This is a genomic window from Pseudomonas arcuscaelestis (genome assembly GCF_016881005.1).
In the GTDB taxonomy this organism is placed as follows: domain Bacteria; phylum Pseudomonadota; class Gammaproteobacteria; order Pseudomonadales; family Pseudomonadaceae; genus Aquipseudomonas; species Aquipseudomonas arcuscaelestis.
Genome location: NZ_JACOPV010000002.1, coordinates 368,274 through 390,515 on the forward strand (window position 1 = coordinate 368,274; position 22,242 = coordinate 390,515).

The 22,242-nt window shown below is 59.9% G+C and carries 21 protein-coding genes; 5 read left to right on the top strand and 16 right to left on the bottom strand.

What is annotated here, in order from left to right; genetic code table 11:
• Nucleotides 1–31: 31 nt before the first annotated feature.
• From ureG to phnD, 12 genes are all read right to left on the bottom strand, one after another.
• Nucleotides 32–673, bottom strand: a complete 642-nt coding sequence (gene ureG, locus H8F21_RS03930; RefSeq protein ID WP_203479341.1) for an urease accessory protein UreG — start codon at nucleotides 671–673, stop codon at nucleotides 32–34.
• 10 nt (nucleotides 674–683) lie between these two features.
• A complete protein-coding gene (locus tag H8F21_RS03935; protein ID WP_203584069.1) occupies nucleotides 684–1,358 on the bottom strand; it encodes an urease accessory protein UreF in 675 nt (224 codons plus the stop codon).
• Nucleotides 1,358–1,903: a HupE/UreJ family protein gene (locus tag H8F21_RS03940; RefSeq protein WP_203479343.1), complete on the bottom strand. Its 546-nt coding sequence runs from the start codon at nucleotides 1,901–1,903 to the stop codon at nucleotides 1,358–1,360. The genes H8F21_RS03935 and H8F21_RS03940 overlap by 1 nt, the downstream gene beginning before the upstream one ends.
• Nucleotides 1,904–1,921: 18 nt before the next feature.
• On the bottom strand, nucleotides 1,922–2,401 hold the full coding sequence (gene ureE / locus H8F21_RS03945; protein ID WP_203479344.1) for an urease accessory protein UreE: 480 nt from the start codon (nucleotides 2,399–2,401) through the stop codon (nucleotides 1,922–1,924).
• A gap of 10 nt (nucleotides 2,402–2,411) precedes the next feature.
• Nucleotides 2,412–4,115 (bottom strand): urease subunit alpha, encoded by a 1,704-nt coding sequence (gene ureC, locus H8F21_RS03950; RefSeq protein WP_203479345.1) that lies wholly within the window; start codon nucleotides 4,113–4,115, stop codon nucleotides 2,412–2,414.
• Nucleotides 4,112–4,429, bottom strand: coding sequence for an urease subunit beta (locus H8F21_RS03955; protein ID WP_136475867.1), 318 nt, complete (start codon nucleotides 4,427–4,429; stop codon nucleotides 4,112–4,114). Before H8F21_RS03955 ends, ureC begins: the two co-directional genes overlap by 4 nt.
• A 9-nt stretch (nucleotides 4,430–4,438) precedes the next feature.
• The gene (locus H8F21_RS03960; protein ID WP_203479346.1) at nucleotides 4,439–4,741 is read right to left on the bottom strand and encodes an urease subunit gamma; all 303 of its coding nucleotides are present in this window, start codon (nucleotides 4,739–4,741) and stop codon (nucleotides 4,439–4,441) included.
• Nucleotides 4,742–4,750: 9 nt separating this feature from the next.
• Nucleotides 4,751–5,584: an urease accessory protein UreD gene (locus tag H8F21_RS03965; RefSeq protein WP_203479347.1), complete on the bottom strand. Its 834-nt coding sequence runs from the start codon at nucleotides 5,582–5,584 to the stop codon at nucleotides 4,751–4,753.
• A gap of 233 nt (nucleotides 5,585–5,817) precedes the next feature.
• Nucleotides 5,818–6,909, bottom strand: a complete 1,092-nt coding sequence (psrA, locus tag H8F21_RS03970; RefSeq protein WP_203479348.1) for an iron-containing alcohol dehydrogenase PsrA — start codon at nucleotides 6,907–6,909, stop codon at nucleotides 5,818–5,820.
• Nucleotides 6,910–7,020: 111 nt separating this feature from the next.
• A complete protein-coding gene (gene phnE / locus H8F21_RS03975) occupies nucleotides 7,021–7,845 on the bottom strand; it encodes a phosphonate ABC transporter, permease protein PhnE (protein WP_203479349.1) in 825 nt (274 codons plus the stop codon).
• A complete protein-coding gene (gene phnC / locus H8F21_RS03980) occupies nucleotides 7,842–8,639 on the bottom strand; it encodes a phosphonate ABC transporter ATP-binding protein (protein ID WP_203479350.1) in 798 nt (265 codons plus the stop codon). Before phnC ends, phnE begins: the two co-directional genes overlap by 4 nt.
• Entirely contained in the window at nucleotides 8,636–9,505 is an 870-nt protein-coding gene (gene phnD / locus H8F21_RS03985; protein ID WP_203479351.1) for a phosphonate ABC transporter substrate-binding protein, read from the bottom strand. The genes phnC and phnD overlap by 4 nt, the downstream gene beginning before the upstream one ends.
• A 113-nt stretch (nucleotides 9,506–9,618) precedes the next feature.
• On the opposite strand from phnD, the gene H8F21_RS03990 reads away from it, so the two are divergent.
• The 3 genes from H8F21_RS03990 (at nucleotide 9,619) to H8F21_RS04000 (ending at nucleotide 12,536) form a co-directional block, all read left to right on the top strand.
• Nucleotides 9,619–10,524: a LysR substrate-binding domain-containing protein gene (locus H8F21_RS03990; RefSeq protein ID WP_203479352.1), complete on the top strand. Its 906-nt coding sequence runs from the start codon at nucleotides 9,619–9,621 to the stop codon at nucleotides 10,522–10,524.
• Nucleotides 10,525–10,611: 87 nt separating this feature from the next.
• Complete coding sequence (locus H8F21_RS03995) at nucleotides 10,612–11,580, top strand: quinone oxidoreductase family protein (RefSeq protein WP_413242986.1); 969 nt, start codon at nucleotides 10,612–10,614, stop codon at nucleotides 11,578–11,580.
• Between the two features lie 29 nt (nucleotides 11,581–11,609).
• A complete protein-coding gene (locus tag H8F21_RS04000) occupies nucleotides 11,610–12,536 on the top strand; it encodes a LysR family transcriptional regulator (RefSeq protein ID WP_203479354.1) in 927 nt (308 codons plus the stop codon).
• A 51-nt stretch (nucleotides 12,537–12,587) separates the two neighbouring features.
• Here the strand turns inward: H8F21_RS04000 and nfuA are convergent, their stop codons facing one another.
• The 3 genes from nfuA to H8F21_RS04015 all read right to left on the bottom strand — a co-directional run bounded on the left by nfuA (nucleotide 12,588) and on the right by H8F21_RS04015 (nucleotide 16,676).
• Complete coding sequence (nfuA, locus tag H8F21_RS04005; protein WP_028941949.1) at nucleotides 12,588–13,172, bottom strand: Fe-S biogenesis protein NfuA; 585 nt, start codon at nucleotides 13,170–13,172, stop codon at nucleotides 12,588–12,590.
• A gap of 57 nt (nucleotides 13,173–13,229) precedes the next feature.
• Complete coding sequence (locus tag H8F21_RS04010; RefSeq protein ID WP_203479355.1) at nucleotides 13,230–14,264, bottom strand: acyltransferase family protein; 1,035 nt, start codon at nucleotides 14,262–14,264, stop codon at nucleotides 13,230–13,232.
• Between the two features lie 111 nt (nucleotides 14,265–14,375).
• A complete protein-coding gene (locus H8F21_RS04015) occupies nucleotides 14,376–16,676 on the bottom strand; it encodes a fatty acid cis/trans isomerase (RefSeq protein ID WP_203479356.1) in 2,301 nt (766 codons plus the stop codon).
• Nucleotides 16,677–16,833: 157 nt separating this feature from the next.
• Between H8F21_RS04015 and metH the strand changes: the two genes are divergently transcribed.
• On the top strand, nucleotides 16,834–20,541 hold the full coding sequence (metH, locus tag H8F21_RS04020) for a methionine synthase (protein ID WP_203479357.1): 3,708 nt from the start codon (nucleotides 16,834–16,836) through the stop codon (nucleotides 20,539–20,541).
• Nucleotides 20,542–20,644: 103 nt separating this feature from the next.
• A complete protein-coding gene (locus H8F21_RS04025) occupies nucleotides 20,645–20,863 on the top strand; it encodes a DUF2970 domain-containing protein (protein ID WP_136475844.1) in 219 nt (72 codons plus the stop codon).
• A 270-nt stretch (nucleotides 20,864–21,133) separates the two neighbouring features.
• Here the strand turns inward: H8F21_RS04025 and H8F21_RS04030 are convergent, their stop codons facing one another.
• Entirely contained in the window at nucleotides 21,134–22,216 is a 1,083-nt protein-coding gene (locus H8F21_RS04030) for an ABC transporter substrate-binding protein (RefSeq protein WP_203479358.1), read from the bottom strand.
• Nucleotides 22,217–22,242: the final 26 nt, after the last annotated feature.

The window sequence follows — 22,242 nt, forward strand, 5'->3', positions numbered from 1 at the left end:
AGCACCGGACCGTGTTATCCAGGTCCGTGGTTCAAGCCATCGACCGGGACGCTCGCGCAGCGCCAAGCATCCCTCGCTCAACGATAAAGTCGATAACCTGCTGCAAGCCCTGCCCGGTTTTGAGATTGGTGAACGCCCACGGCCGCTCGGGCCGCATCCGTTGCGTATCCTTCTCCATCACCTCCAGCGAAGCACCTACATAAGGCGCCAGGTCGATTTTGTTGATCACCAGAAAATCCGACTTGGTAATCCCCGGCCCCCCCTTGCGCGGGATCTTTTCACCTTCAGCAACGTCAATCACATAGACCGTCAGATCGGCAAGCTCCGGACTGAAGGTTGCACTGAGATTGTCGCCACCACTCTCGACAAAAATCACTTCAAGATTACCGAATCTACGTGCCAGTTCCTCCACCGCGGCCAAATTCATCGAAGCATCTTCGCGAATGGCGGTGTGCGGGCAACCACCGGTTTCCACCCCGACAATACGCTCCGGCGCCAACGCGCCAGCTTCGGTGAGAATTCGCTGGTCTTCCTTGGTATAGATATCGTTGGTCACCACAGCAATCTCATAGTGATCGCGCATGGCCTTGCACAAGGCCTCAAGCAGCGCGGTCTTGCCTGAACCGACCGGACCGCCGACACCAACGCGCAGGGGTTGCTGATAGCTTTGCATGGGGTTGTCCTCAAGAACGAAATAATCGGGTGTATTGGGTTTCATGTCGGGCCGAAGCAATTGCCAGCAATGGCAATCCCCCACCCAACTGATCGTCGGGCACCTGCAGGGCATGCTCGAGCACGCCAGGCAGTTCTTCACACAGGTCACGCAGCAGACTTTGTGCTGCCTGTTGGCCAAAGGGCACCAGCTTGACGCCCGCCATCACTGCACCTTCGAGCCAGGCAAAGCCATGACCCAAGGCCAGATCGGGCAAAGGAATGTCCCAGTGCGCGCCAAGCCAGGCCATCCCACCCAACTGGCTCAACGCCACGCTTGGTCGCCATTGCTCCGCCTGGCACAGCTGCCAGCCGTCGAGCAGGCGGGCAAAGGCCATCCCCCGCTGGCGCTCTTCCAGGCGTAACTCGGCCGTTTCACGATTGGCCAGCAAGAACTGACTCCAGTGCAGGAATGCCCCGGCGTCGTCGTCGCAACAGGCGTGATACAGGCGCGAAAGTAGCGGCCAGTCGAGATAGCCCAGGGTGTCGTGCAACTGCTGGCGTTGCCAGCTGCGAAAACCTTCGGCGCCTTGCACCCAGCCGGCCTCCACCGCCCACTCCAGCCCTTGGGAATAGGTAAATCCGCCTACTGGCAGGCTTGGACTGGCCAACTGCAGCAGTCGCAGCAGCTTCAGCTCGGTACTCATCAGCCAGCCAGCACCACTGCAGCGCCCGCCAGCAAGCCTCCACCGAAGGCTTTCTGCAAGGCGCTATGGCGGCGCAGCAGGCACCCGCCGGCAAAGCCTGCGAGCAACAGCACGCCGCTGACCGCGACAAAGCCTGCACTGAACAACCAGAATGCCCCTGGGCTGGCTTCAACGCCGTGGGCCCAACCATGGAACAAGGCGAACGCCGGCATTGCCAGGGCCAGAACCATTTGCCGGCCAGGCAGCAACATGGCGGCAGCAGCCACCAGCAACGAACCGATGATCATCGTTTCCATGCCAATAACACCGCCGAACAACTGCCCCAACAAGGCACCACCAAACATGGCACAGAGCGTCAGCAGCGGCAGTGCCAAGTTACGGCCGGTCAATGCCGCGAGCACGCCGGTACCGAGCAGCATGAGTAAGTGATCAATGCCGGTCAGCGGGTGCAGCAGGCCATCCTGCAGGGGGTTGGCGTCATGACCTGGGTGAGCGAAGGCCGGTACGGCCACCAGCAGCAACGCGAGAGCAACAGTCTTGTTCATGGGTATTCCTTATCGACTTCAGTGGTGAGCAACGCGAACAAAGGGGTGATCGTTATGGGAGTGGCTGTGCGGTGCGCTCTGATAGGCCCCGGCTTCAGGTTCGAACGGCGCCTGCTCCAGCGTCACCTGCAAGCCCAGGCCGCGAACCATCTCGTCGAGGACGTGGTCGTGTTGATAGCGCAGCAGGCCACTATCGATCTGCAGCGGCACATGTCGGTTGCCCAGGTGATAGCTGGCACGTGCCAGCAACAAGGGATCGGCGCAACGCACCGTGGATACCGGCTCCGCTGCCGCGACCACACGTATCGCCTCGATGCCCTGCTCATCGCTCAACAATTGGCCACCGCGCAGCAGTTGGCCGCGTTCAAGCATCAGTCCAGCCTCGCGCCCATCATCGAGGGTGACCCTTACCCGGCTCTTGATGCGGGTGTCCAGGGTGAGGGTCACCGTGGCGCTTACCTGGTTGGCTTCTTTGAGCCGTCGTGTCAGCAAAATCATGCGTGCTCCTTCAAAACAGAAAATAACGTTGCGCCATCGGCAATACCGTGGCCGGCTCACACACCAGCAATTCACCGTTGGCGCGCACCTCGTAGGTTTGTGAGTCCACCTCAATCAGCGGCAGCAGGCCGTTGTGCACCATGTCGCCCTTGCGCACAGTCCGGCAGCCATTGACGACGCCAATCAGGCTGCGTAAACCCAGTTGCTGATGGACACCACGCTCATGCGCCGAGCGCGATAGGAAGGTCATTCGGGTAGCGTTGCGTGCCGCGCCCAGGGCACCGAACATTGGCCGGTAGTGCACCGGTTGCGGCGTGGGAATCGAGCCGTTTATATCGCCCATCGGCGCCATGGCAATCATCCCGCCCTTGATCACCAACGCAGGTTTCACCCCGAAGAAGGCCGGTGCCCAGAGCACCAGGTCAGCCAGCTTGCCGGCCTCCACTGAGCCCACTTCATGGGCAATGCCATGGGTGAGTGCCGGATTGATCGTGTACTTGGCGATGTAGCGCTTCACTCGAGCGTTGTCGCTGTAGCTGCTGTCTGGAGCAAGGGGTCCGCGGCGACGCTTCATCTGGTCGGCGACCTGCCAGGTACGCAACACCACTTCCCCTACCCGGCCCATGGCCTGGGAGTCGGATGAGGTCATCGAAAACGCGCCGATGTCATGCAAGATGTCTTCGGCGGCAATGGTCTCGCGACGAATGCGCGACTCGGCGAACGCCACGTCCTCGGCAATGCTCGGGTCCAGGTGATGGCAGACCATCAGCATGTCCAGGTGCTCGTCCACGGTATTGATCGTGTAGGGCAAGGTTGGATTAGTCGAGGACGGCAGCACATTGGCAAACGCCGCCGCGCGGATGATATCCGGCGCATGACCACCACCGGCCCCTTCGGTGTGAAAGGTGTGGATGGTGCGATCACCGATTGCCGCCAGGGTGTCTTCGACACAGCCGGATTCGTTGAGGGTGTCGGTGTGAATGGCCACCTGCACATCCAGTTCTTCAGCCACGTTCAGGCAACAGTCGATGGCGGCCGGAGTCGAGCCCCAATCCTCATGCAGTTTCAAACCCACCGCCCCGGCGTGAATCTGCTCGCGCAACGCCTCAGGCTGCGAGGCATTGCCCTTGCCGAGCAGGCCGATATTGATCGGCAGCTCATCGGCTGCCTGAAGCATGCGCGCCAGGTACCAGGGCCCGGAGGTGCAGGTGGTGGCATTGGTGCCCGTGGCCGGCCCGGTGCCGCCGCCAATAAACGTGGTGATGCCCGAGGTGAGCGCCTCTTCCACCTGCTGCGGGCAGATAAAGTGGATGTGTGAGTCGATGCCGCCTGCGGTGACGATCTTGCCTTCGGCGGCAATCACTTCGGTGCCTGCACCAATCGGCAAGGTAACCCCGGGCTGCACATCCGGGTTGCCGGCCTTGCCGACGCCGAAGATGCGTCCGTTCTTCACACCGATGTCCGCTTTGACGATGCCCCAGTGGTCAATAATCAAGGCGTTGGTCAGCACCAGGTCCATGGCCTCGTTGGCGAGCATCTGGCCCTGGCCCATGCCGTCACGGATGACCTTGCCACCGCCAAACTTGACCTCTTCACCGTAGGTGGTGAAGTCCTTCTCCACCTCGACCCACAATTCGGTGTCGGCCAGGCGTACCCGGTCACCGACGGTCGGGCCAAACATGTCGGCGTAGGCACGACGCGAGATTCGGCTCATGCCAGCGCCTCCAGTTTGCCCATTACCCGCCCTTGAAAACCGTAGACCTCGCGTTTGCCCGCGTAGGGCACCAGTGTCACCGTGCGCGCCTGCCCCGGCTCAAAGCGCACGGCGGTGCCTGCGGCAATGTCCAGGCGAAAACCACGGGTGGGCTCGCGCTCGAAAACCAGGGCGTTGTTAACCTCATAAAAGTGGTAATGCGAGCCGACCTGCACCGGCCGGTCCCCATGGTTGGCCACCGTCACACTAACGGTCTGGCAGCCAAGGTTGAGTTCAATGTCGCCCTGGGCGACCTGTACTTCTCCGGGAATCATCCTGCGCTCCTAGACAATCGGGTCATGTACGGTCACAAGCTTGGTGCCGTCGGGGAACGTCGCCTCGACCTGCACGTCGGTAATCATTTCGCCTACGCCCTCCATCACTTGCTCACGGTTGAGCACATCACGCCCCAGATTCATCAACTCGGCGACCGTGCGTCCATCGCGAGCGCCTTCCATCACCGTGGCGCTGATCAACGCTACCGCTTCCGGGTAGTTGAGTTTCAGGCCACGGGCCAGCCGGCGCTCGGCAAGCAGCGCCGCGGTGAACAGCAGCAATTTGTCTTTCTCTCGCGGGGTCAGCTCCATGGCATTCTCTCAAGTGGCCCAGATGCGCGGCGGGCATGGCTGCAGACCGACCACGGCGGGTCGCAAGGCATGCCACAGGCGTTGCAGGGTGAGTTGCAGGCATTGGTTGTCGTGATCAAGCAGGCGTACTACCAGCAGTTGGCCGAGCAACGTCGCGCCAGCAGGTACGTTCAGGTCATCAATGAGGGTGCGGCTCTGCTCAAGCAGGTTCTCGTCGGCCGGATAGGCGCAAAAAGTTGCCTGCAAGGGGTAACCGCCAAGCTTGTGCAATTGACCACCTTCGATACGCAGGCGCTCGTGCAGGCCGGGGTCGTCGGGTACATCGATCTGTAGGCGGTTGTCCAGGGCACCGTGGCTGAACGTCTCGTGCATCACCGGTCGGCCCAGGCACAGGGTTTCCCACGCCAAAAGACGTGCCCCTGGAGAGAGACTAAAGCGATTTTCCAGGCGCACACGGGCACCGGAAAAACAGATATTGCCCTGCGGCAACCACTCCAGCACGCTGTCGGGTGCCAAGTGAAAATGCTGGTTGAGGGTCGAGGTATTGCCGTTGCTGCGGTAAAACTTGGTTGCCCCGGGCATGGTCATCAGCGCATGGCTGCCCGCCTCCAGGTGCACATCGAGCACCAGTTTGTCGCCGCCCACCACGCCGCCGGGAGGGTGCAGCACGTAGACGTGGCACGGCGCGCCCTCGGGGTAGAACGGCCGCTGCACCAAAAGAGGACCAAAATGACGTCGCGCACCAATACAGGTCTTTTCCCCGCGTCGAACAAAGCGCAGCGACAACTCGGCACTCCAGCCGGTAGCGCACGCTGCAAGGTCGAGGGGTTGGGCATGCGTCATGAGTCTGATCCCTGTATATGCCAATTCCGACGCTTTCAAGGACAGGTCTTACTCCAACCGGCGCAGTTGCCAGGTTGCAGGCTTGACCAATCGATCAGCAATCGATGCAGGGGACAAAGCACATAACGGGCCAGAAGTTGTCACGCGGCCCTCCCTGGCCGCGCGCAATCACGTTAAACCAGCTGACGCAGGCAATGCCTCTTGATTGGTGCAACAGGAAACAGCAGCGAACGTCAGGCGGCGGAGGCGCCGATAAAGTTCTTGCCCCGGGCGCCCTGCAAGGCATGGGCGATCATGGCCTGGGCCTCGTCGGCATCGACGCCGTAGTCGGCGAAGTCGGTCTTGACCCCAAGGTTATGGAGGAACGCGCGCAGGCGGGTGCTGGCCTGGGCCAGGTCCGGCCCGAAAATGCGCTGCAAGGTGCAGTCGCGGGCACTGTCGCGGCCCCAGGCCAATTCCAGTACCAGCGGCAATGAGAACGAACAGGCGATGCCGTGGGGCACGCCATGACGAAGGGTCATTTCGTAGGAAATGGAGTGTGCCAGCGCCGTCTTGGTGTTGGAAAACGCCATGCCAGCCTTGAGTGCTGCCAGCGCCATGCGGGCGCGCAGGTCACGATTGCCCAGGTCACGCTGCAGTTGCGGCAGGCAGTCGAGGATATCTTCGATGGCCGATATTGCGAAGGTATCGGAGAGCGGGTTGGCGTTGACGTTCCAGATCGCCTCCAGCGCGTGGGACAGCGCATCCAGCCCGGTAGACACCGTGACATCGGCAGGCACCGTGAGCATCAGTTCCGGGTCGACGATCGCCGCCTTCGGCCAGGTGCACTCCAGGTGCAGCGAATACTTCTTCTGCGCGGCGCTATCCCAGATCGTCGCCCAGGGTGTTACCTCGCTGCCGGTGCCGGCGGTGGTAGGGGCGGCAATCAGCGCTTTGCTGCGCACCGGAGTGAAGGGTTTGCCCAGGGCCAGAAGACCGAGCAGCTCATCAAACTGCCCGGATTCGGTGCCGACGATCAACGCCTTGGCGGTGTCGATGGCACTGCCACCCCCCAGCGCGATCACCGTCTGGCAATGTTCTGCTTCTACCCAGAAGCGTTCGTAGGTACTGCGCAGTTGAGCCACATCCGGATTGGGTTGCACGTCTTCGACGATGTACACCAGACGCTCGCCCAGCAGCGCCTGGACGCGGTCAATCAAACCCAGCCCGCGCGCTTGCGCAAACGTCACCAGGGCGACCTTGTGGTTTTCGGTCAAGGTACAGATCTGGTTAAGGCTGCCGCTGCCGAAGCAGGTAGCCACCGGGTTATGGAAAAAGGCAGGCATAGCGGTTTCCTTTATTGTTGCTCTGGCTGGGGACATAGTCGTGGCCGAACAACATTCGCTAAAATCGATTGATTCATGGCTTGCATTGGTTGCACCGATAACGGCGCATGGCTAGTGGCGGCTATCGCCTTGAATACGGCGACGCAGGCGGCTGGAAACCAAATCGGCAGCCACTACCATCAGGGTGATTACAATGATGCAGGTGGCAGTTTCCTGGTATTTGAACAGTTTAAGACTGCTGACCAACTCGAACCCCAGCCCCCCTGCCCCGACCATTCCCAGCACGGTTGCCGAACGCAGATTGACTTCGAAGCGGTACAGCACCACCGCAATCCAGGCCGTGATCACTTGCGGGATCACGCCGAAGACGATCACCTGCAAGGGCCTGGCACCGGTGGCTTGCAGCGCTTCAATTGGCCCCTGATCGATTTCTTCGATGCTGTCGGCGAAGAACTTGCCGAGCATGCCGACCCCGTGGAGCGCCAGCGCCAATACACCGGGAAACGGCCCAAGGCCTACTGCCGAAACGAACACCAGGGCCAGGATCAACTCGTTGATGCTGCGAATCACATTGAGCAGTTGCCGGGTACCGGCATACAGCCAGCGATTGCCTTGCAGATTGCGCGCGGCGAGAAAAGCCAGGGGAATGGCGAAGACAATCCCCAGCAGTGTCCCCCACAAGGCGATTTGCAACGTCTCTACCGCTGGCTGCCACAGGCGCGGCACGATGCTCAGGTCCGGTGGCATGGAGCGCGCCAGAAAGTCGCCGATCTGCGGCAAGCCGTTGCTCAACTCCGACCAGCTCAATTGTGTGCCTTGGGCACTCCAGTGCAGCACCAGCACCGCCAGCAGTACCCAGGCGCCGGTGACCAGCCAGCCGCGTGCGGTATCGGGGGTGCTGACCATCCAACGGTATGTCGACGGCAAATTGTTCATCGTGCAAGCCCTCCCTGCAGTTGCAACCGCGCCATTGCCGGTAAAGGCTGCTCATCGTCAATAGCTTCGGGCTGCGGGTAGATTCGCTGCAGGCTGGCCTCATCGAGGCGTTCATGCTGGCTGTCGAACACCAGTCGGCCATGCGCCAGGCCGACAATGCGATCACCAAACTCTTCGGCCAGGTCCACTTGATGAAGATTGCACACCACGGTGATGCCCAACTCTCGCGTCGCATCGCGCAAGTACTGCATCACCCGGCGAGCCGTCTTGGGGTCGAGGCTGGCGACCGGCTCATCGGCGAGAATCACCTGTGGCCGTTGTGCCAGCGCTCGGGCAATCCCCACGCGCTGACGCTGCCCACCCGAAAGCGAATCGGTACGCGCCTGGGCCTTGTGCTGCAGGTCGACGTGTTGCAGGCAGTTCAACGCCAGTGCCACGTCGCTGCGACTGAACAACTGCAACACCGAAGCCAGGGTCGACAGTGACCCCAGGCGCCCGGTCAACACGTTCTTGAGCACCGACAAGCGCGGCACCACATTGTGATGCTGGAAGATCATTGCCACCTGCCGGCGCAGCTCGCGTGGACGGTCCCCGCCCATGGCGTCGATTGCGCCAATCTGCAACTCACCGCTGTCAGCCTGTACCAGGCGATTCATGCACCGCAGCAGGGTCGACTTGCCTGCGCCGGACTGGCCGAGCACCACGACGAACTCGCCCGCCCCGATGTCCAGGTCAATACCTTTGAGCACCGGGTTGTCGCCGTAGTCTTTGCGTAGTGCGCGGATGCGGATCATTTCATGCTCCGCAAGTCGAGATCGAGCACCTTGGCGGTATCGCGCACCACGTCATAAGCGGCGTCGGTGGTCGGTTGAAAGCCATTGAGCTGGCCCTGGTCACCCCAAGGCACATCCTTGATATTGGCCATGGCGGCCGCCAGCTTCTGCTTCAACGCCGGGTCCAGGTCTTGGCGCCAGACCATGGGTGATTCGGGAATGTCCGCCGACGACCAGACAACCTGCAGGTCGTCCGCCTTGACCTGCCCCTGGGCCACGGCAGAAGCATAGATACGGTCGGCTACCGCAGCGGCGTCGACCTTGCGATTGGCGACGGCAAGAAGACTGGCATCGTGAGAGCCGGAGAAAATCACCCGTGAAAACAGCTCTTCCGGTGGATAGCCGGCGGCTTCCAGGCCTGCCTTGGGGAACAAATGGCCAGAGGCGGAGCTTGGGTCGACAAAGGCGAAGGTATGCCCCTTGAGGTCGCTCAATTGCTTGATACCACTGTCCTTGCGCGCCACGATCTGACTGCGATAGGCGCTCTTGCCGGCTTTTTTGGTGACGGCCACGGCGAAAGCGTCGACACCCGCCACTTGATGGGCAAGCACATAGGAGAACGGCCCCAGGTAGGCGACATCAAGCTTGCCGGCGCGCAATGCTTCGATCACACCGTTGTAGTCAGTAGCCACGAACGGCTTGACCGGCATGCCCAACTGACGCTCCAGATCTGCCAGCACCTGCTTGCTGCTCTCGATCATGGCCTGGGAGTCTTCAGAGGGAATAAGGCCGATGCTCAGTGACGACTGTGCAGAAACCTGGGTACAGGCCAACAAGGGCAAAAGACCAAAGCCGGTCAAACGTAACAGTTTGGCAAACGGGTTCATGGAGGACTTCCTGCAGGTGTTGTTTAGGTCGCTCCACACTAGGGCTGTCACGTGACAGTCACAGCTTCAAATCACTATGCGTTTTCCTGCAAAACCATTGATGGAAGCTATGGATGTCTACCACCAAATTGCGCACCTTCCTTGCCGTCGCCCGCCAGGGCAGCTTCAGCGCCGGCGCTCGCGCCCTGGGCCTGAGCCAGCCGACCGTGACCACGCAAATCCAGGCCCTGGAGCGCGATTACAACGTCGAACTGTTTCATCGCCGCGGGCGGCGCATCGAATTGACAATGGTCGGGCGGCAATTGCTGCCGATTGCCCAGCAACTGGGTGTGCTGGAGCTTGAAGCGTTCAACCTGCTGCGCGATTCCGGCAAGCTCAATCGCGGGCAATTGAAAATCGGCGCAGTGGGGCCTTTCCATGTCATTGAAATGGTTGATGCCTATCGTCACCAGTACCCGCAGATCGACCTGTCGATCAAGGTCGGCAACTCAGCCTCGGTGTTGGCGGACCTTGAAAACTACGTTACCGATGTGGGCGTACTCGCCGGCCTGCACGACGACCCTGCCTTCAGCGCGCAGTTGTATGCACGTCATCCGGTACTGCTGTTCGCGCACACCGAGCATCCATTGGCGCGCTTCGATGAAATTCCCTTGCAGGCCCTGCAAGGCCAGCCCCTGCTGCACCGCGAAAGCGGCTCCACCACCCGCCTGGCGCTGGAAAAAGCCTTGAACGCACAGGACGTTACGCCACGGGTGGTGATGGAGATAGGCAGCCGCGAGGCATTGCGCGAAGCGGTAATTCGCGGGATCGGTGTTGGCGTGGTGTCGGAGGCGGAGTTCATTGCCGATCCGCGACTCAAGGCGATCCGCTTTCGTGGGAGTCCGGTGAACACCGAAACCTATTTGTACTGCCTCGCCGAGCGCTGTAACAGCCAGGTAATTTCGTCGTTCCTGCACCTGGTGACTCGATCGCAGAGCGCGGAAAAACAGTCTCGATTGCTGCATGACATGCAGCATTGAAATGCATTTTCAGGTAATTGCTGATGATGCAATCAATAAATATCCTCATACGCAGCACTTACTACCGCGAGGAACTGCGTCATGGTCATGCACGTTTATCTTGAACAACCGGGCGACCCACAGGTAATGCAGCTGCGTTCATCGCCAGCGCAAGCGCCAGGTGCCGGGCAAGTCTGGCTGGAACAGGCAGCTATCGGCGTCAACCCTCTGGACCTGCTCCAGCGCAACGGCGACGCCCCGCTTGCCCTGCCCTCGGGTCTGGGCCTGGAAGGCGCAGGAACGGTCACCGCACTGGGTCCCGGCGTGACCACGCTACAAGTGGGTGACCGTGTGGGCTATGCCACTGGCCCAGTCGGCGCCTACGCCAGCGCTCGGTTGTTTCCAGCCGAGCGCCTGGTCAAGCTGGCGGACAACATAAGTTTCGAAGAGGCCGCAGCCGTATTATTCAAAGGGATTACCGCCCAATACCTGCTCAAAAGCACTTACCCGGTAGGCCCCGGCACACGGGTGTTGGTCTATGGTGCGGCTGGAGCACTGGGCCAATTGCTGGTGCCATGGGCCAAGCATCTTGGGGCCTTTGTCATTGGCGTGGTGTCCAAGGCTCAAAGCCTCGACAGGGCCAAGGCTGCTGGATGTGACCAAGTACTGGTATTCGACGCCCCGACACTGGCCGCGCAGATACTGGACCTGACCCACGGACACAAGGTCGACGTTGTCTACGACTCGGTTGGCCGGGCATCGCTTCAAGCTTCGCTCGACAGCCTGCGCCCACGCGGTGTACTGGTGTCGTTTGGCGCGACTTCAGGTGCCCCGGAGCCGCTGGCCATGAGTACGCTGAACAGCAAGGGCTCGCTGTACGTAACCCGCCCTTCCCTGGCTGCGCACACCGCTACGGCGCAGGAATATCAAGACCGTGCGCAAGACGTGCTGGCAGCGGTGGCCGCAGGTATCATCAAGCCGCGGATCTGGAAGCGCTACCCGCTGGCCGACGTGGCCGCGGCTCACGACGATCTGCAACAGGGGCGCAGCCAAGGCGCGATCATTCTTACTACCTGAGCGTAAATTGAGCGAGGCACAGCACCGACATGGACCCGTTCGACAGCCGCCACGCCGACGAACTCAGTACGCTTCTGGCGCTCTTCGCCCAAGGCTCCTTTGCTGCCGCTGGCCGACAACTGCAGCGCCACCCATCGGTGTTGTCCAAACGCCTGGGCGCAATGGAACAGCGCCTGGGCATACGCCTGGTGGAGCGCACTACCCGCCAGTTGCGCTTTACCGATGAAGGGCTGCGACTGGTGGAGCGCTTGCAACACGCAGCCAGCCTGATCAGTGATGCTGAACGAGAAGCCGCCAAGGGTGCCACCGAAGTCAGGGGACGCTTGCGCCTGGCACTGCCGTCATCCATGGGAAGAATCTGGCTCAGTCCAATGCTGGCCGAATTTGCCCTGGCCTTTCCTCAGGTCACCGTCGAAACCTTCTACTCGGAGCGTTTTGTCGATCTGATCGGCGAAGGTTTTGATGCAGCGATCCGCATTGGCGAGCTGACTGACAGCCGACTGGTGGCCCGCAAGCTCTGCGATCACCAGCGCATCCTCTGCGCCTCACCCGCCTACCTGGAGCGCCACGGGCAGCCGCAGTCACCCGCTGATCTGGTGAGCCACAACTGTCTGGGATTCACCGAACTACGCTCCTACCCACAGTGGCACCTTTATCGCCGGGGTGAATTGCAAAGCGTAAAAGTGCAGGGCTCGATGCACAGCAACGACAACGAAGCGCTGCTTGGCGTGGCGCGAGCAGGGGTCGGGATTTTCGCCGGTGGCGACTGGCTGATGAAGAAGGATTTGGACGGCGGCACGCTGCAGCGGGTACTGCCGCAGTGGCAACTGGACGATGACGCTGGCGTCTATCTGGTTCGCCCTGGTGCACGCTTCAACACTGCCGCAACCACTGCGTTCAAGCAATGGATCGAGAGCAAGTTTGCCAATGGTGCACCCTGGCGCGCCTGCCGTTAGCCCGCTCCTACCGGGAATGCATCTTCGCGGTAGGAGCAGAGACAGACAGCCTTAGTAGTAGGCGTTCTCTTTCTGGCTGTGGTCGGTGACGTCACGTACGCCCTTGAGCTCTGGAATACGCTCAAGCAAGGTACGTTCGATGCCTTCCTTCAAGGTCACATCAGCCTGGCCACAACCCTGGCAGCCGCCGCCAAACTGCAGCACGGCAATGCCGTCTTCAACCACTTCGATCAGGCTCACCTGACCGCCGTGACTGGCCAGCCCCGGATTGATCTCGGTTTGCAGGTAGTAGTTGATTCGCTCGTTGATCGGGCTGTCTTCGTTGACCATCGGCACCTTGGCGTTTGGCGCCTTGATGGTCAGTTGGCCACCCATGCGATCAGTCGCGTAGTCGACTACTGCATCTTCAAGAAACGGCACGCTGACCGCATCGAGGTAAGCCGTAAAACTGGCCAGACCCACGGCAGTATCTTCTGGCTTTTCTTCGCCTGGCTTGCAGTAGGCAATGCAAGTTTCAGCGTAAGTGGTGCCTGGCTGGGTGATAAAAATGCGAATGCCAATACCTGGAGTGTTCTGCTTTGAGAGCAGATCGGCCAGGTAATCATGCGCGGCGTCGGTAATAGTTATGGCGCTCATGGAAGTTCCTCACAGACTTGCCAGCAGTTTACGCCAACCTGGCCGCCGAACAAAGTCCTAGTAATTATGTCGGGAAAGCAATACAGGGGCCTGCGTCCCGGTCGACGGCGCAAACCAGTCGCGCATACGCCGATAAAGGCGCTTTTCCAGCAACTGATAGCTGGCCCAGGACCACAGCGCAATCAACGGCACGCACACGCTGAATACCGCGTAGGGATTCAAGTGCAACCGTTGGCTGGCAAACCAACCGGCGTAAAGCACCAGCACATGCACCAGGTACACCGAATACGAGCAATCGCCCAGGGCCTTGAGCACGCGGTTGTCCTTGAAATAAGGTTCCAGCGATACACACGCCAGCACTATCAACGCACTCGGCAAGCCCCAATGCAGCAAGCGCTGCGAGGCGTCGAGAAAGTGAATCGCCACGCCCGCCGCCAACAGGATTGCCATTGGCAACCACACCCCCTGGGCGATCCAGCCCCGGCGATAGAGCACGCCAACACCGATGCCCAGCAGAAACTCATAGACAATGTTGTTGCGGTAGAAGTGATTGAGCAAACCGACACGGGTCAGCACTTCACTGACCAGCAATAGCGCAGCTGCCACCAGCAACAACCGGTGCTGCTGACGCACCAGAAACACCAGTGAGAACAGCAAGTAGAAGAACATCTCGTAGTTCAGCGTCCAGCCGACGTTCAAGGTTGGGTACTGCCCATACCCTCCGGGGTTTTGCGCAGGAATGAACAACAGCGACAAGATAAAATGCTCAAGATCAAGGGCCTGGTGCGGCATCCACTGCCGGGCAGTGAGCAACAGCAAGCCCATCAATGCCGTGTAAAACCAATAGGCCGGGACAATGCGCAATGCTCTATTGAGCAAAAATCGCGTGGGTTCAATGGCTTTGTCGCAGGTCGAGAGGTAGATCACCAGCCCGCTGATAACAAAGAAAACATCCACCCCCACCGCGCCGCGCTCTACCAGAAAGCGACCGATCGGCCCACTGGCGTGGAAGTCGAAAAAGATTTGCATGAAGTGATGGCAAACCACCACCCAGGCAGCAAGTGCCCTTAAGGCCTGAAGCGAAAACAACATCCGGATACCTGCGCCTGAATCCTACTCAAGCCCCGCTTGAGGGCGGGGCCGTGTAAGGGTTCGGACCGCAGGCAGCCGGGAAAGGTCAGGTGACCTTCCCGGCGGTCGCTTTCAGAGGTTCTCGTAGCGGTTCATATCCAGAACGCCCTCTTCCACCGCATCAGTCTCTTTGATGTAACGGCTGAGGTCGTGAAAGTATTGCCAGAACTGCGGGTGGCTACGACGCACCCCCCAGCGCATGACCACGCGCTCGAATTTGCCAGTGTCGTCACGAGCGGCTTCCAGGTCCTCGACAAACTCCGGCACGTCGGCGGCTGGCACGTTGAACATAAAATTCGGATAGCTGCTAAGCACACCGGGGTACAGCGTCAAGGTATCGAGGCCCGGTTGATAGCGGTAAGCCTCACCCAGCATGAAGGCAACGTTGCTGTGCGCACGGTTGCGCAGCAGGCTGTAGACCAGACGCTGACCATCCTTGCCTTCGATGCGCAACAGGGTCGCCTCGGGCAGTTGGCCAATGACCTTGAGCCCGGCTGCCGGACGTGACACCAGGCGACTCAGGGTTTGCTCGACGCCACGAAACTCTTCGTTCATCTGTGGCCGTGAGCAATACGCGCCCTGACAACGGTTGATCGGATCAGGCGCAGCGTTGAGGCTGCCGGTGCGCTGGATCAGCTTCAAGCCGAAATCACGCTTGGGATCGGTTGCGTCAAGCTTTAATGCAGTTGGGGTGTCGGTATCGATGTCCTCATAGTCCATCCACATCTTCACCTTGCCACTGTTCTGGTACCAATCGCCGAGAATCGCGCTACGCGCGTCGGCGGGCATCAGGCGCAGGAAGTTGACCTCGGCACCGTTGCGGATCAAATCGAAGTACAAGCGCGTCTGGGCTTGATGCGAGACGTTGCCATAGACGTCGAAATTGACCGCCAATTGATAGTAGGTGCGCTCAAGCAACGGATAGTCGAACAGCCAGATAGTCTTCGGAACATCGCCGATCAGGCCCTTGGTAACCGAAGCGCTGTCGAAGTGGCGGAAAATCGTCAATAAGGCATTGTCGTTACCGGCCCACAACGTCGACCAGCTTGGCGCAGGCATATCCGCGTAGGTGTCGCGACGTAACTTCTCGTACTCGTTGCGCTTGTCGCGGTAGGCATGCCACAGGCTGATGATGCTGCCTACGTCGTCAATCTGGCCCGGCATGGCCAGCAATGGTGTCGCCTGGCCCCGGTACTCGGCATCAGTTACGTAGCGATCATGCACCGGCTCCTGGAACAGGGCCCAGAATTGGTCGCGGATAACGTCGGTGGCAATCTGGCCACGGCAAACCGGGCCGCGGATGAACGTTCGGACGAAATACTCGGCGTTATCGAGCATGAACTGGTAGCGCGCCACGGCCGGGATCGCTTCGAAGGTTTCAAACGGGTTGGCGCGGTGGCGCGGGCCGTAGCCTGGCAGCGCGGTGGCATGCCAGTCGCCGCTATAAAACAGCTGTTTGACGCGTTTGAGCTTTTGCGGGCCCATCGGGTAGGTGATGTGAGTCTTGTGCACAATCACACCCTGCACCGGCATCAGCCGGTAATAAAAATCGGTGCCCGGCGGATCATTGGGACGGCGCGTTGCAATCAAGTCGATCGGCTGGCCACTAGGCGTACGCGAACGCACCCACTGAAAGAAATGCCCCGGCTCCCCACCAACAAAATAGATGTGGGCAAGGAACAAATGTTCGTATAGCCAGCGCCCAACCAGCGCCTCGGTAGACCCCGGACGGTTGAGCAGTGCTTCCCAATCCGCGATCTGCGCAGCTTCAGTGCCACTGGCTTGAATCGGGTTGCTCTCCACTGGCGCACCGGCTGCCAACCAACGCTGGAGGGTCTGGTACTCGGCGTCGGTGAGGCCTGTGACGGCCAGCGGCATACCTTCTTTTGGATGGGCGCCAGCATAAGCGTCGAATTCACCGGGCTGCGGGCACATATTGTTGCGGTTAAGGCCTAACACAATGTCTTCGGGCAGCTTGGCATTGGGCGTCAACGGGGTCTTGTGGCCCAATTCGAGCATTCGCGCCATCAGCGCAGCCTGGCTGCCCTGATTGTCGAGCACCGAATAGAAACCCTTGCGTTGCCAGGCCTCGGTGTTATGGGCGTCGTAGAACAGCCGTGTTGGCGCGACGGCGGTACTGCGATCGCCCTGATAGACCGGCACCTTTGAAGCGCCGCGCGAAGCGCCTTCGGCACTGCCCAGGTTCAGTTGGCAGGCCGCATCGTTGCAGGCATGGCAGGCAACGCACTTTTGCGTGAAGATCGGTTGAACATCCCGGGTATATGAAATAGCCGAGCTCGATTGTGGGGCTTGCCCAAACGCTACGCCGCTGATGAGCAGGGCGAATGCGCCGGCAAGTAAACGATGCACCATGTGCCAAGAGTCCTGGGTATTGAAAGCTTCACGATTCTACCGGTGCTGGCGGCGTGCCAACATGAATGAAATTCATGTAAATCCTCGACACGTCTAAAAACCGCGCAGCTTTGTTATTATTCCGCAACTTTTGTCTTTGCCCGACCAGGTAGTCCTAATGTCTGACCGCAGCGCTCGTCTCCAAGCACTCCAGCAAGCACTCAAAGAGCGCATTCTGATTCTCGATGGCGGCATGGGTACTATGATCCAAAGCTACCGCCTGGAGGAACACGACTATCGTGGCACGCGCTTCGCCGATTGGCCAAGCGATGTCAAAGGCAACAACGACCTGTTGTTGCTCTCGCGCCCCGATGTAATTGCGGCGATCGAGAAGGCGTACCTGGACGCGGGCGCCGATATTCTCGAGACCAACACCTTCAACGCCACGCAGGTTTCCCAGGCTGACTACGGCATGGAATCGCTGGTCTACGAATTGAACGTCGAGGGCGCCCGCATCGCGCGTCAGGTTGCCGATGCGAAAACACTGGAAACACCGGAAAAGCCGCGCTTCGTTGCCGGGGTGCTCGGCCCTACCAGCCGCACCTGCTCGATTTCTCCAGACGTCAACGACCCAGGCTATCGCAACGTTACCTTCGACCTGTTGGTAGAGAACTACACCGAAGCGACCCGCGGCCTGATCGAAGGCGGCGCCGACCTGATCCTGATCGAGACGATCTTTGACACCCTTAACGCCAAGGCGGCAATCTTCGCCGTGCAGCAGGTGTTCGAAGAAGACGGCCTGGAACTGCCGATCATGATTTCCGGAACCATTACCGACGCCTCCGGGCGCACGCTGTCGGGACAGACCACCGAAGCCTTCTGGAACTCGGTGCGGCACGCCAACCCGATCTCGGTAGGCCTGAACTGCGCACTGGGTGCCAAGGACCTGCGTCCGTACCTGGAAGAGCTGTCGACCAAGGCTGGCACCCATGTGTCCGCGCACCCTAATGCCGGCCTGCCCAACGCTTTTGGTGAATACGACGAAACACCGGCCGAAATGGCCGCAGTGGTTGAAGAATTCGCTGCCAGTGGTTTCCTCAACATCATTGGCGGTTGCTGCGGTACCACGCCAGGCCATATCCAGGCGATTGCCGAGGCAGTGGCCAAGTACCCACCACGCGCCATTCCAGACATTCCCAAGGCTTGTCGGCTGTCGGGCCTGGAGCCGTTCACCATTGATCGCAGCTCGCTGTTCGTCAACGTCGGCGAACGGACCAACATCACCGGTTCTGCCAAGTTCGCCCGCCTGATTCGTGAAGAGAACTACACCGAAGCCCTGGAAGTCGCGCTGCAGCAGGTCGAGGCTGGCGCCCAGGTAATTGACATCAACATGGACGAAGGGATGCTTGATTCCCAGGCGGCCATGGTCAAGTTCCTCAACCTGATCGCCGGTGAACCCGACATCTCCCGTGTACCGATCATGATCGACTCCTCCAAGTGGGAGGTGATCGAGGCGGGTCTCAAGTGCATCCAGGGCAAGGGCATCGTCAACTCGATCTCGATGAAAGAAGGCGTCGAGGCCTTCAAGCATCACGCCAAACTGTGCAAACGCTACGGCGCAGCCGTGGTAGTGATGGCGTTCGACGAGGTTGGCCAGGCCGATACCGCCGCGCGCAAGCGTGAAATCTGTAAACGCAGCTACGACATCCTGGTCAATGAGGTGGGCTTCCCCCCAGAAGACATCATCTTCGACCCGAACATCTTTGCCGTGGCCACCGGCATCGAAGAGCACAACAACTATGCCGTCGACTTCATTGAAGCCTGCGCCTACATTCGCGATCACCTGCCCTACGCCCTGACCAGCGGCGGAGTGTCCAACGTGTCGTTCTCGTTCCGCGGCAACAACCCGGTGCGCGAGGCGATCCACTCGGTGTTCCTCTACCATGCGATCCAGAACGGCCTGACCATGGGGATCGTCAACGCCGGCCAGTTGGAGATCTACGACGAGATTCCGGCGGTGCTGCGCGAGAAAGTCGAAGACGTGGTGCTCAACCGCACCCCGGAAGGCACCGACGCCCTGCTGGCCATCGCCGACGACTACAAAGGTGGCGGCGCGGTCAAGGAAGTCGAGAATGAAGAATGGCGTTCGCTGCCCGTCGACAAGCGCCTTGAACACGCGCTGGTCAAAGGCATCACTGCCTTTATCGTCGAAGACACCGAACTGTGCCGCCAGCAATGCGCACGGCCTATCGAGGTCATCGAAGGCCCTCTGATGAGTGGCATGAACGTGGTGGGTGACTTGTTTGGCGCGGGCAAGATGTTCCTGCCGCAGGTCGTTAAATCGGCGCGGGTGATGAAACAGGCGGTAGCCCACCTGATCCCGTTCATCGAACTGGAAAAAGGCGACAAACCTGAAGCCAAGGGCAAGATCCTCATGGCCACAGTCAAGGGTGACGTACACGACATTGGCAAGAACATCGTCGGCGTGGTCCTCGGCTGCAACGGCTACGACATCGTAGACCTGGGCGTAATGGTTCCGGCCGAAAAGATTCTGCAGACTGCCCGCGAGCAGAAGTGCGACATCATCGGTCTTTCCGGCTTGATCACCCCGTCGCTGGATGAAATGGTCCATGTCGCCCGGGAAATGCAGCGCCAGGACTTCCACCTGCCGCTGATGATCGGTGGTGCGACCACCTCCAAGGCGCACACGGCAGTGAAGATCGAACCCAAGTACAGCAACGATGCGGTGGTCTACGTGACCGACGCCTCGCGTGCCGTGGGCGTCGCCACGCAACTGCTGTCCAAAGAACTCAAGCCCGGTTTCGTCGAAAAGACCCGCCTGGACTACATCGAAGTACGCGAGCGTACCGCCAACCGCAGTGCCCGCACCGAACGCTTGAGCTACGAGAAATCGATCGCTGCCAAGCCGGCATACGACTGGGCAGGCTACACACCCGCGAAGCCAAGCTTCACCGGTGTCAAAGTGCTGGAGAATATCGATCTCAACGTGCTCGCCGAGTACATCGACTGGACGCCGTTCTTCATTTCCTGGGACCTGGCAGGCAAGTACCCACGCATTCTCACCGACGAAGTGGTCGGTGAAGCGGCCACTGCGCTGTTCAAGGATGCCCAGGAGATGCTCGCCAAGCTGATCGACGAGAAGCTGATCAGCGCCCGTGCGGTGTTCGGCTTCTGGCCGGCCAACCAGGTCGATCACGACGACATCGAAGTGTATGGCGAAGACGGCCAACCGTTGGCCAAACTCCACCACCTGCGCCAACAGACCATCAAACCGGACAACAAGCCGAACTTCTCCCTGGCCGACTTCGTCGCCCCGAAAGAATCCGGTATCACCGACTACGTCGGCGGCTTCATCACCACCGCAGGTATCGGTGCCGAGGAAGTGGCCAAGGCATATCAGGATAAAGGCGACGACTACAACTCGATCATGGTCAAGGCGCTTGCCGACCGCCTGGCCGAAGCCTGTGCCGAGTGGCTACACGAGCAAGTGCGCAAAGACTATTGGGGTTACGCCAAGGACGAGCACCTGGACAACGAAGCGCTGATCAAGGAACAGTACTCCGGTATCCGCCCTGCCCCGGGCTACCCGGCCTGCCCGGATCACACCGAAAAAGAAACCCTGTTCAAGCTGCTCGACGGCACCGCGATTGGCGAGACGGGCCCTAGCGGCGTGTTCCTTACCGAACACTTCGCCATGTTCCCGGCTGCGGCAGTAAGCGGCTGGTACTTCGCTCACCCACAGGCGCAATACTTCGCGGTCGGTAAAGTCGACAAGGACCAGATTGAAAGCTACACCGTCCGCAAAGCCCAGGACCTGAGCGTGACCGAGCGCTGGCTGGCACCTAACCTGGGATATGAAAACTAAAAGCTGCAAGCTGCAAGAAGCCCGGTAGCTTCTTGCAGCTTGAAATTGAAAGCCTGTAGCTGTCACCTACAATGAGGGGGATGCCTATTCCGAGGAGCCTCTCATGGACGATCCAGTGCAAGGCAAACCACCCACCCTCTGGCAGATGCTGCAGAGCATTCTGGCAGCGGCGTTCGGCGTGCAGAGCGGCAAGAATCGCGCCCGCGATTTTACCTACGGCAAGGCCAGCCATTTTATTGCGCTGGGCACCGTCTTCACCTTGATCTTCATTCTGGTATTGGTGGGGTTGGTACAACTGGCCATGCACTTGACCGCGCGCTGACCCACTGACAATGCAATCCGCCCACAGATGTCCATTCTGCGGGCGGTCAATGCTTACGCTTGGCGTGTTGTCACTGGTGGCTGACCCAATACACGGCGGTCACAACAACCAGGATGATCAGACAGAGAATTGCCCAGGCATCCACACTACTGTCTGCCTTACCCGCTTTGGTCGAGTTTCCCATTGCATCGCCTCTTGTAGTGGTTATGGGAATGCATGTCACCCGTAGCAGTTAAGTTCAGTAATGACCTTTGCTCAAGCAGGGACTTTTCAATAGTTGACCGGCGCGTTGAGGAACGGATACCTATAGTCCTGGGGGCGGTTCTGGGCACTGAAGCGATTGAAGTCCAGCCCGTAGTCGGCCTGGCCCTGCAATTTCAGCCAACGCCTGGCCTGCATGGGGTCGATCATCTGCAACACTGGCACTTGGTGAAACCTTTTGCCGTCTCGATCGATTGGCAGATTCAGCGCATCATCGTGCAGTAATACCATTGCCCAACCGCCCATGGAAAAGTGCCCGCCCATCAACACGCTGAGGGTGCCGTCAATGCGCGCCTGCAACGCTTCCACGGAGCTATTGACGGCACTGAACAAGACATCCTTGCCTGGCGTGCGACCTGTTTCGACAAATGCCTGCATGACACCAAAGGCCATTTCGTCATTCGCCGACCAGACCAGATCAATGTTCGGATAGCGCTTGAGCAGTTGCTGCGCCTGCTCGTAAGCGCGCTGCTGGCCCCAACCACTGCGCACCACATGACGCAAGCGAATCTCCGGGTGTTCGGCCAAGGCCCGGCGCATACCCTGCTCGCGCAAATACGCGGCCGGGGTCGTCTTCAGGCCGGAAAACGCCAGCAACTCCACGGGCTGCTTACCAGCCTTGCGCGTGTGCAGGGCTATCAACTCCTTGAGCATCTGATACCCGGCCTGCTCATCATTGCTCACCAGGGTGCCGAGCAGTGGCGGGTACTTGTCAGGATTTTGCTCAATCAAGCGCGCCTGGTCGGCGCTGAGGCCGTTGTTGACCAGAAACAGCTTGACCCCACTGTCGCGCGAAAGCCGAATTATTTCCGGGGCCACATACTGCTCATTGACCAGCACCAGATAGTCTGGACGCTGCTTACCCTCAAGCACCTGGCGTGCCTGAATAAGGGCTAGTTCCGGCTGTCGCTCGCTGTATTCGATGCGCAACTGCATGCCCAGGTCTTTTGCCGCAGCCTGCATGAAGTTCGAATAGCTGACCCAAAAGGTTTCATTGGAATAGCCCGGATTGAGAAAAACCACCGATGCAGCCTGTGCCCCGGCTGCCAGCGGCAGACTCAGGCAAAGGCTTTGGCACAAGGCCTTGAGCATGTGGAGCTCTCCTGCTATTCAAAACC

Excerpts from the sequence above, each read along its gene's own strand:
- ureE (WP_203479344.1), bottom strand. The coding sequence starts at position 2,401 with ATGATTTTGCTGACACGACGGCTCAAAGAAGCCAACCAGGTAAGCGCC.
- H8F21_RS03965 (WP_203479347.1), bottom strand. The coding sequence starts at position 5,584 with ATGACGCATGCCCAACCCCTCGACCTTGCAGCGTGCGCTACCGGCTGG.
- psrA (WP_203479348.1), bottom strand. The coding sequence starts at position 6,909 with ATGCCTGCCTTTTTCCATAACCCGGTGGCTACCTGCTTCGGCAGCGGC.
- H8F21_RS04025 (WP_136475844.1), top strand. The coding sequence starts at position 20,645 with ATGGACGATCCAGTGCAAGGCAAACCACCCACCCTCTGGCAGATGCTG.
- H8F21_RS03960 (WP_203479346.1), bottom strand. The coding sequence starts at position 4,741 with ATGGAGCTGACCCCGCGAGAGAAAGACAAATTGCTGCTGTTCACCGCG.
- phnD (WP_203479351.1), bottom strand. The coding sequence starts at position 9,505 with ATGAACCCGTTTGCCAAACTGTTACGTTTGACCGGCTTTGGTCTTTTG.
- H8F21_RS03955 (WP_136475867.1), bottom strand. The coding sequence starts at position 4,429 with ATGATTCCCGGAGAAGTACAGGTCGCCCAGGGCGACATTGAACTCAAC.
- H8F21_RS04030 (WP_203479358.1), bottom strand. The coding sequence starts at position 22,216 with ATGCTCAAGGCCTTGTGCCAAAGCCTTTGCCTGAGTCTGCCGCTGGCA.
- H8F21_RS03935 (WP_203584069.1), bottom strand. The coding sequence starts at position 1,358 with ATGAGTACCGAGCTGAAGCTGCTGCGACTGCTGCAGTTGGCCAGTCCA.
- H8F21_RS04010 (WP_203479355.1), bottom strand. The coding sequence starts at position 14,264 with ATGTTGTTTTCGCTTCAGGCCTTAAGGGCACTTGCTGCCTGGGTGGTG.
- nfuA (WP_028941949.1), bottom strand. The coding sequence starts at position 13,172 with ATGAGCGCCATAACTATTACCGACGCCGCGCATGATTACCTGGCCGAT.
- H8F21_RS04015 (WP_203479356.1), bottom strand. The coding sequence starts at position 16,676 with ATGGTGCATCGTTTACTTGCCGGCGCATTCGCCCTGCTCATCAGCGGC.
- H8F21_RS03940 (WP_203479343.1), bottom strand. The coding sequence starts at position 1,903 with ATGAACAAGACTGTTGCTCTCGCGTTGCTGCTGGTGGCCGTACCGGCC.
- phnE (WP_203479349.1), bottom strand. The coding sequence starts at position 7,845 with ATGAACAATTTGCCGTCGACATACCGTTGGATGGTCAGCACCCCCGAT.
- H8F21_RS04000 (WP_203479354.1), top strand. The coding sequence starts at position 11,610 with ATGGACCCGTTCGACAGCCGCCACGCCGACGAACTCAGTACGCTTCTG.
- ureC (WP_203479345.1), bottom strand. The coding sequence starts at position 4,115 with ATGAGCCGAATCTCGCGTCGTGCCTACGCCGACATGTTTGGCCCGACC.
- phnC (WP_203479350.1), bottom strand. The coding sequence starts at position 8,639 with ATGATCCGCATCCGCGCACTACGCAAAGACTACGGCGACAACCCGGTG.
- ureG (WP_203479341.1), bottom strand. The coding sequence starts at position 673 with ATGCAAAGCTATCAGCAACCCCTGCGCGTTGGTGTCGGCGGTCCGGTC.
- H8F21_RS03995 (WP_413242986.1), top strand. The coding sequence starts at position 10,612 with ATGCACGTTTATCTTGAACAACCGGGCGACCCACAGGTAATGCAGCTG.
- metH (WP_203479357.1), top strand. The coding sequence starts at position 16,834 with ATGTCTGACCGCAGCGCTCGTCTCCAAGCACTCCAGCAAGCACTCAAA.
- H8F21_RS03990 (WP_203479352.1), top strand. The coding sequence starts at position 9,619 with ATGTCTACCACCAAATTGCGCACCTTCCTTGCCGTCGCCCGCCAGGGC.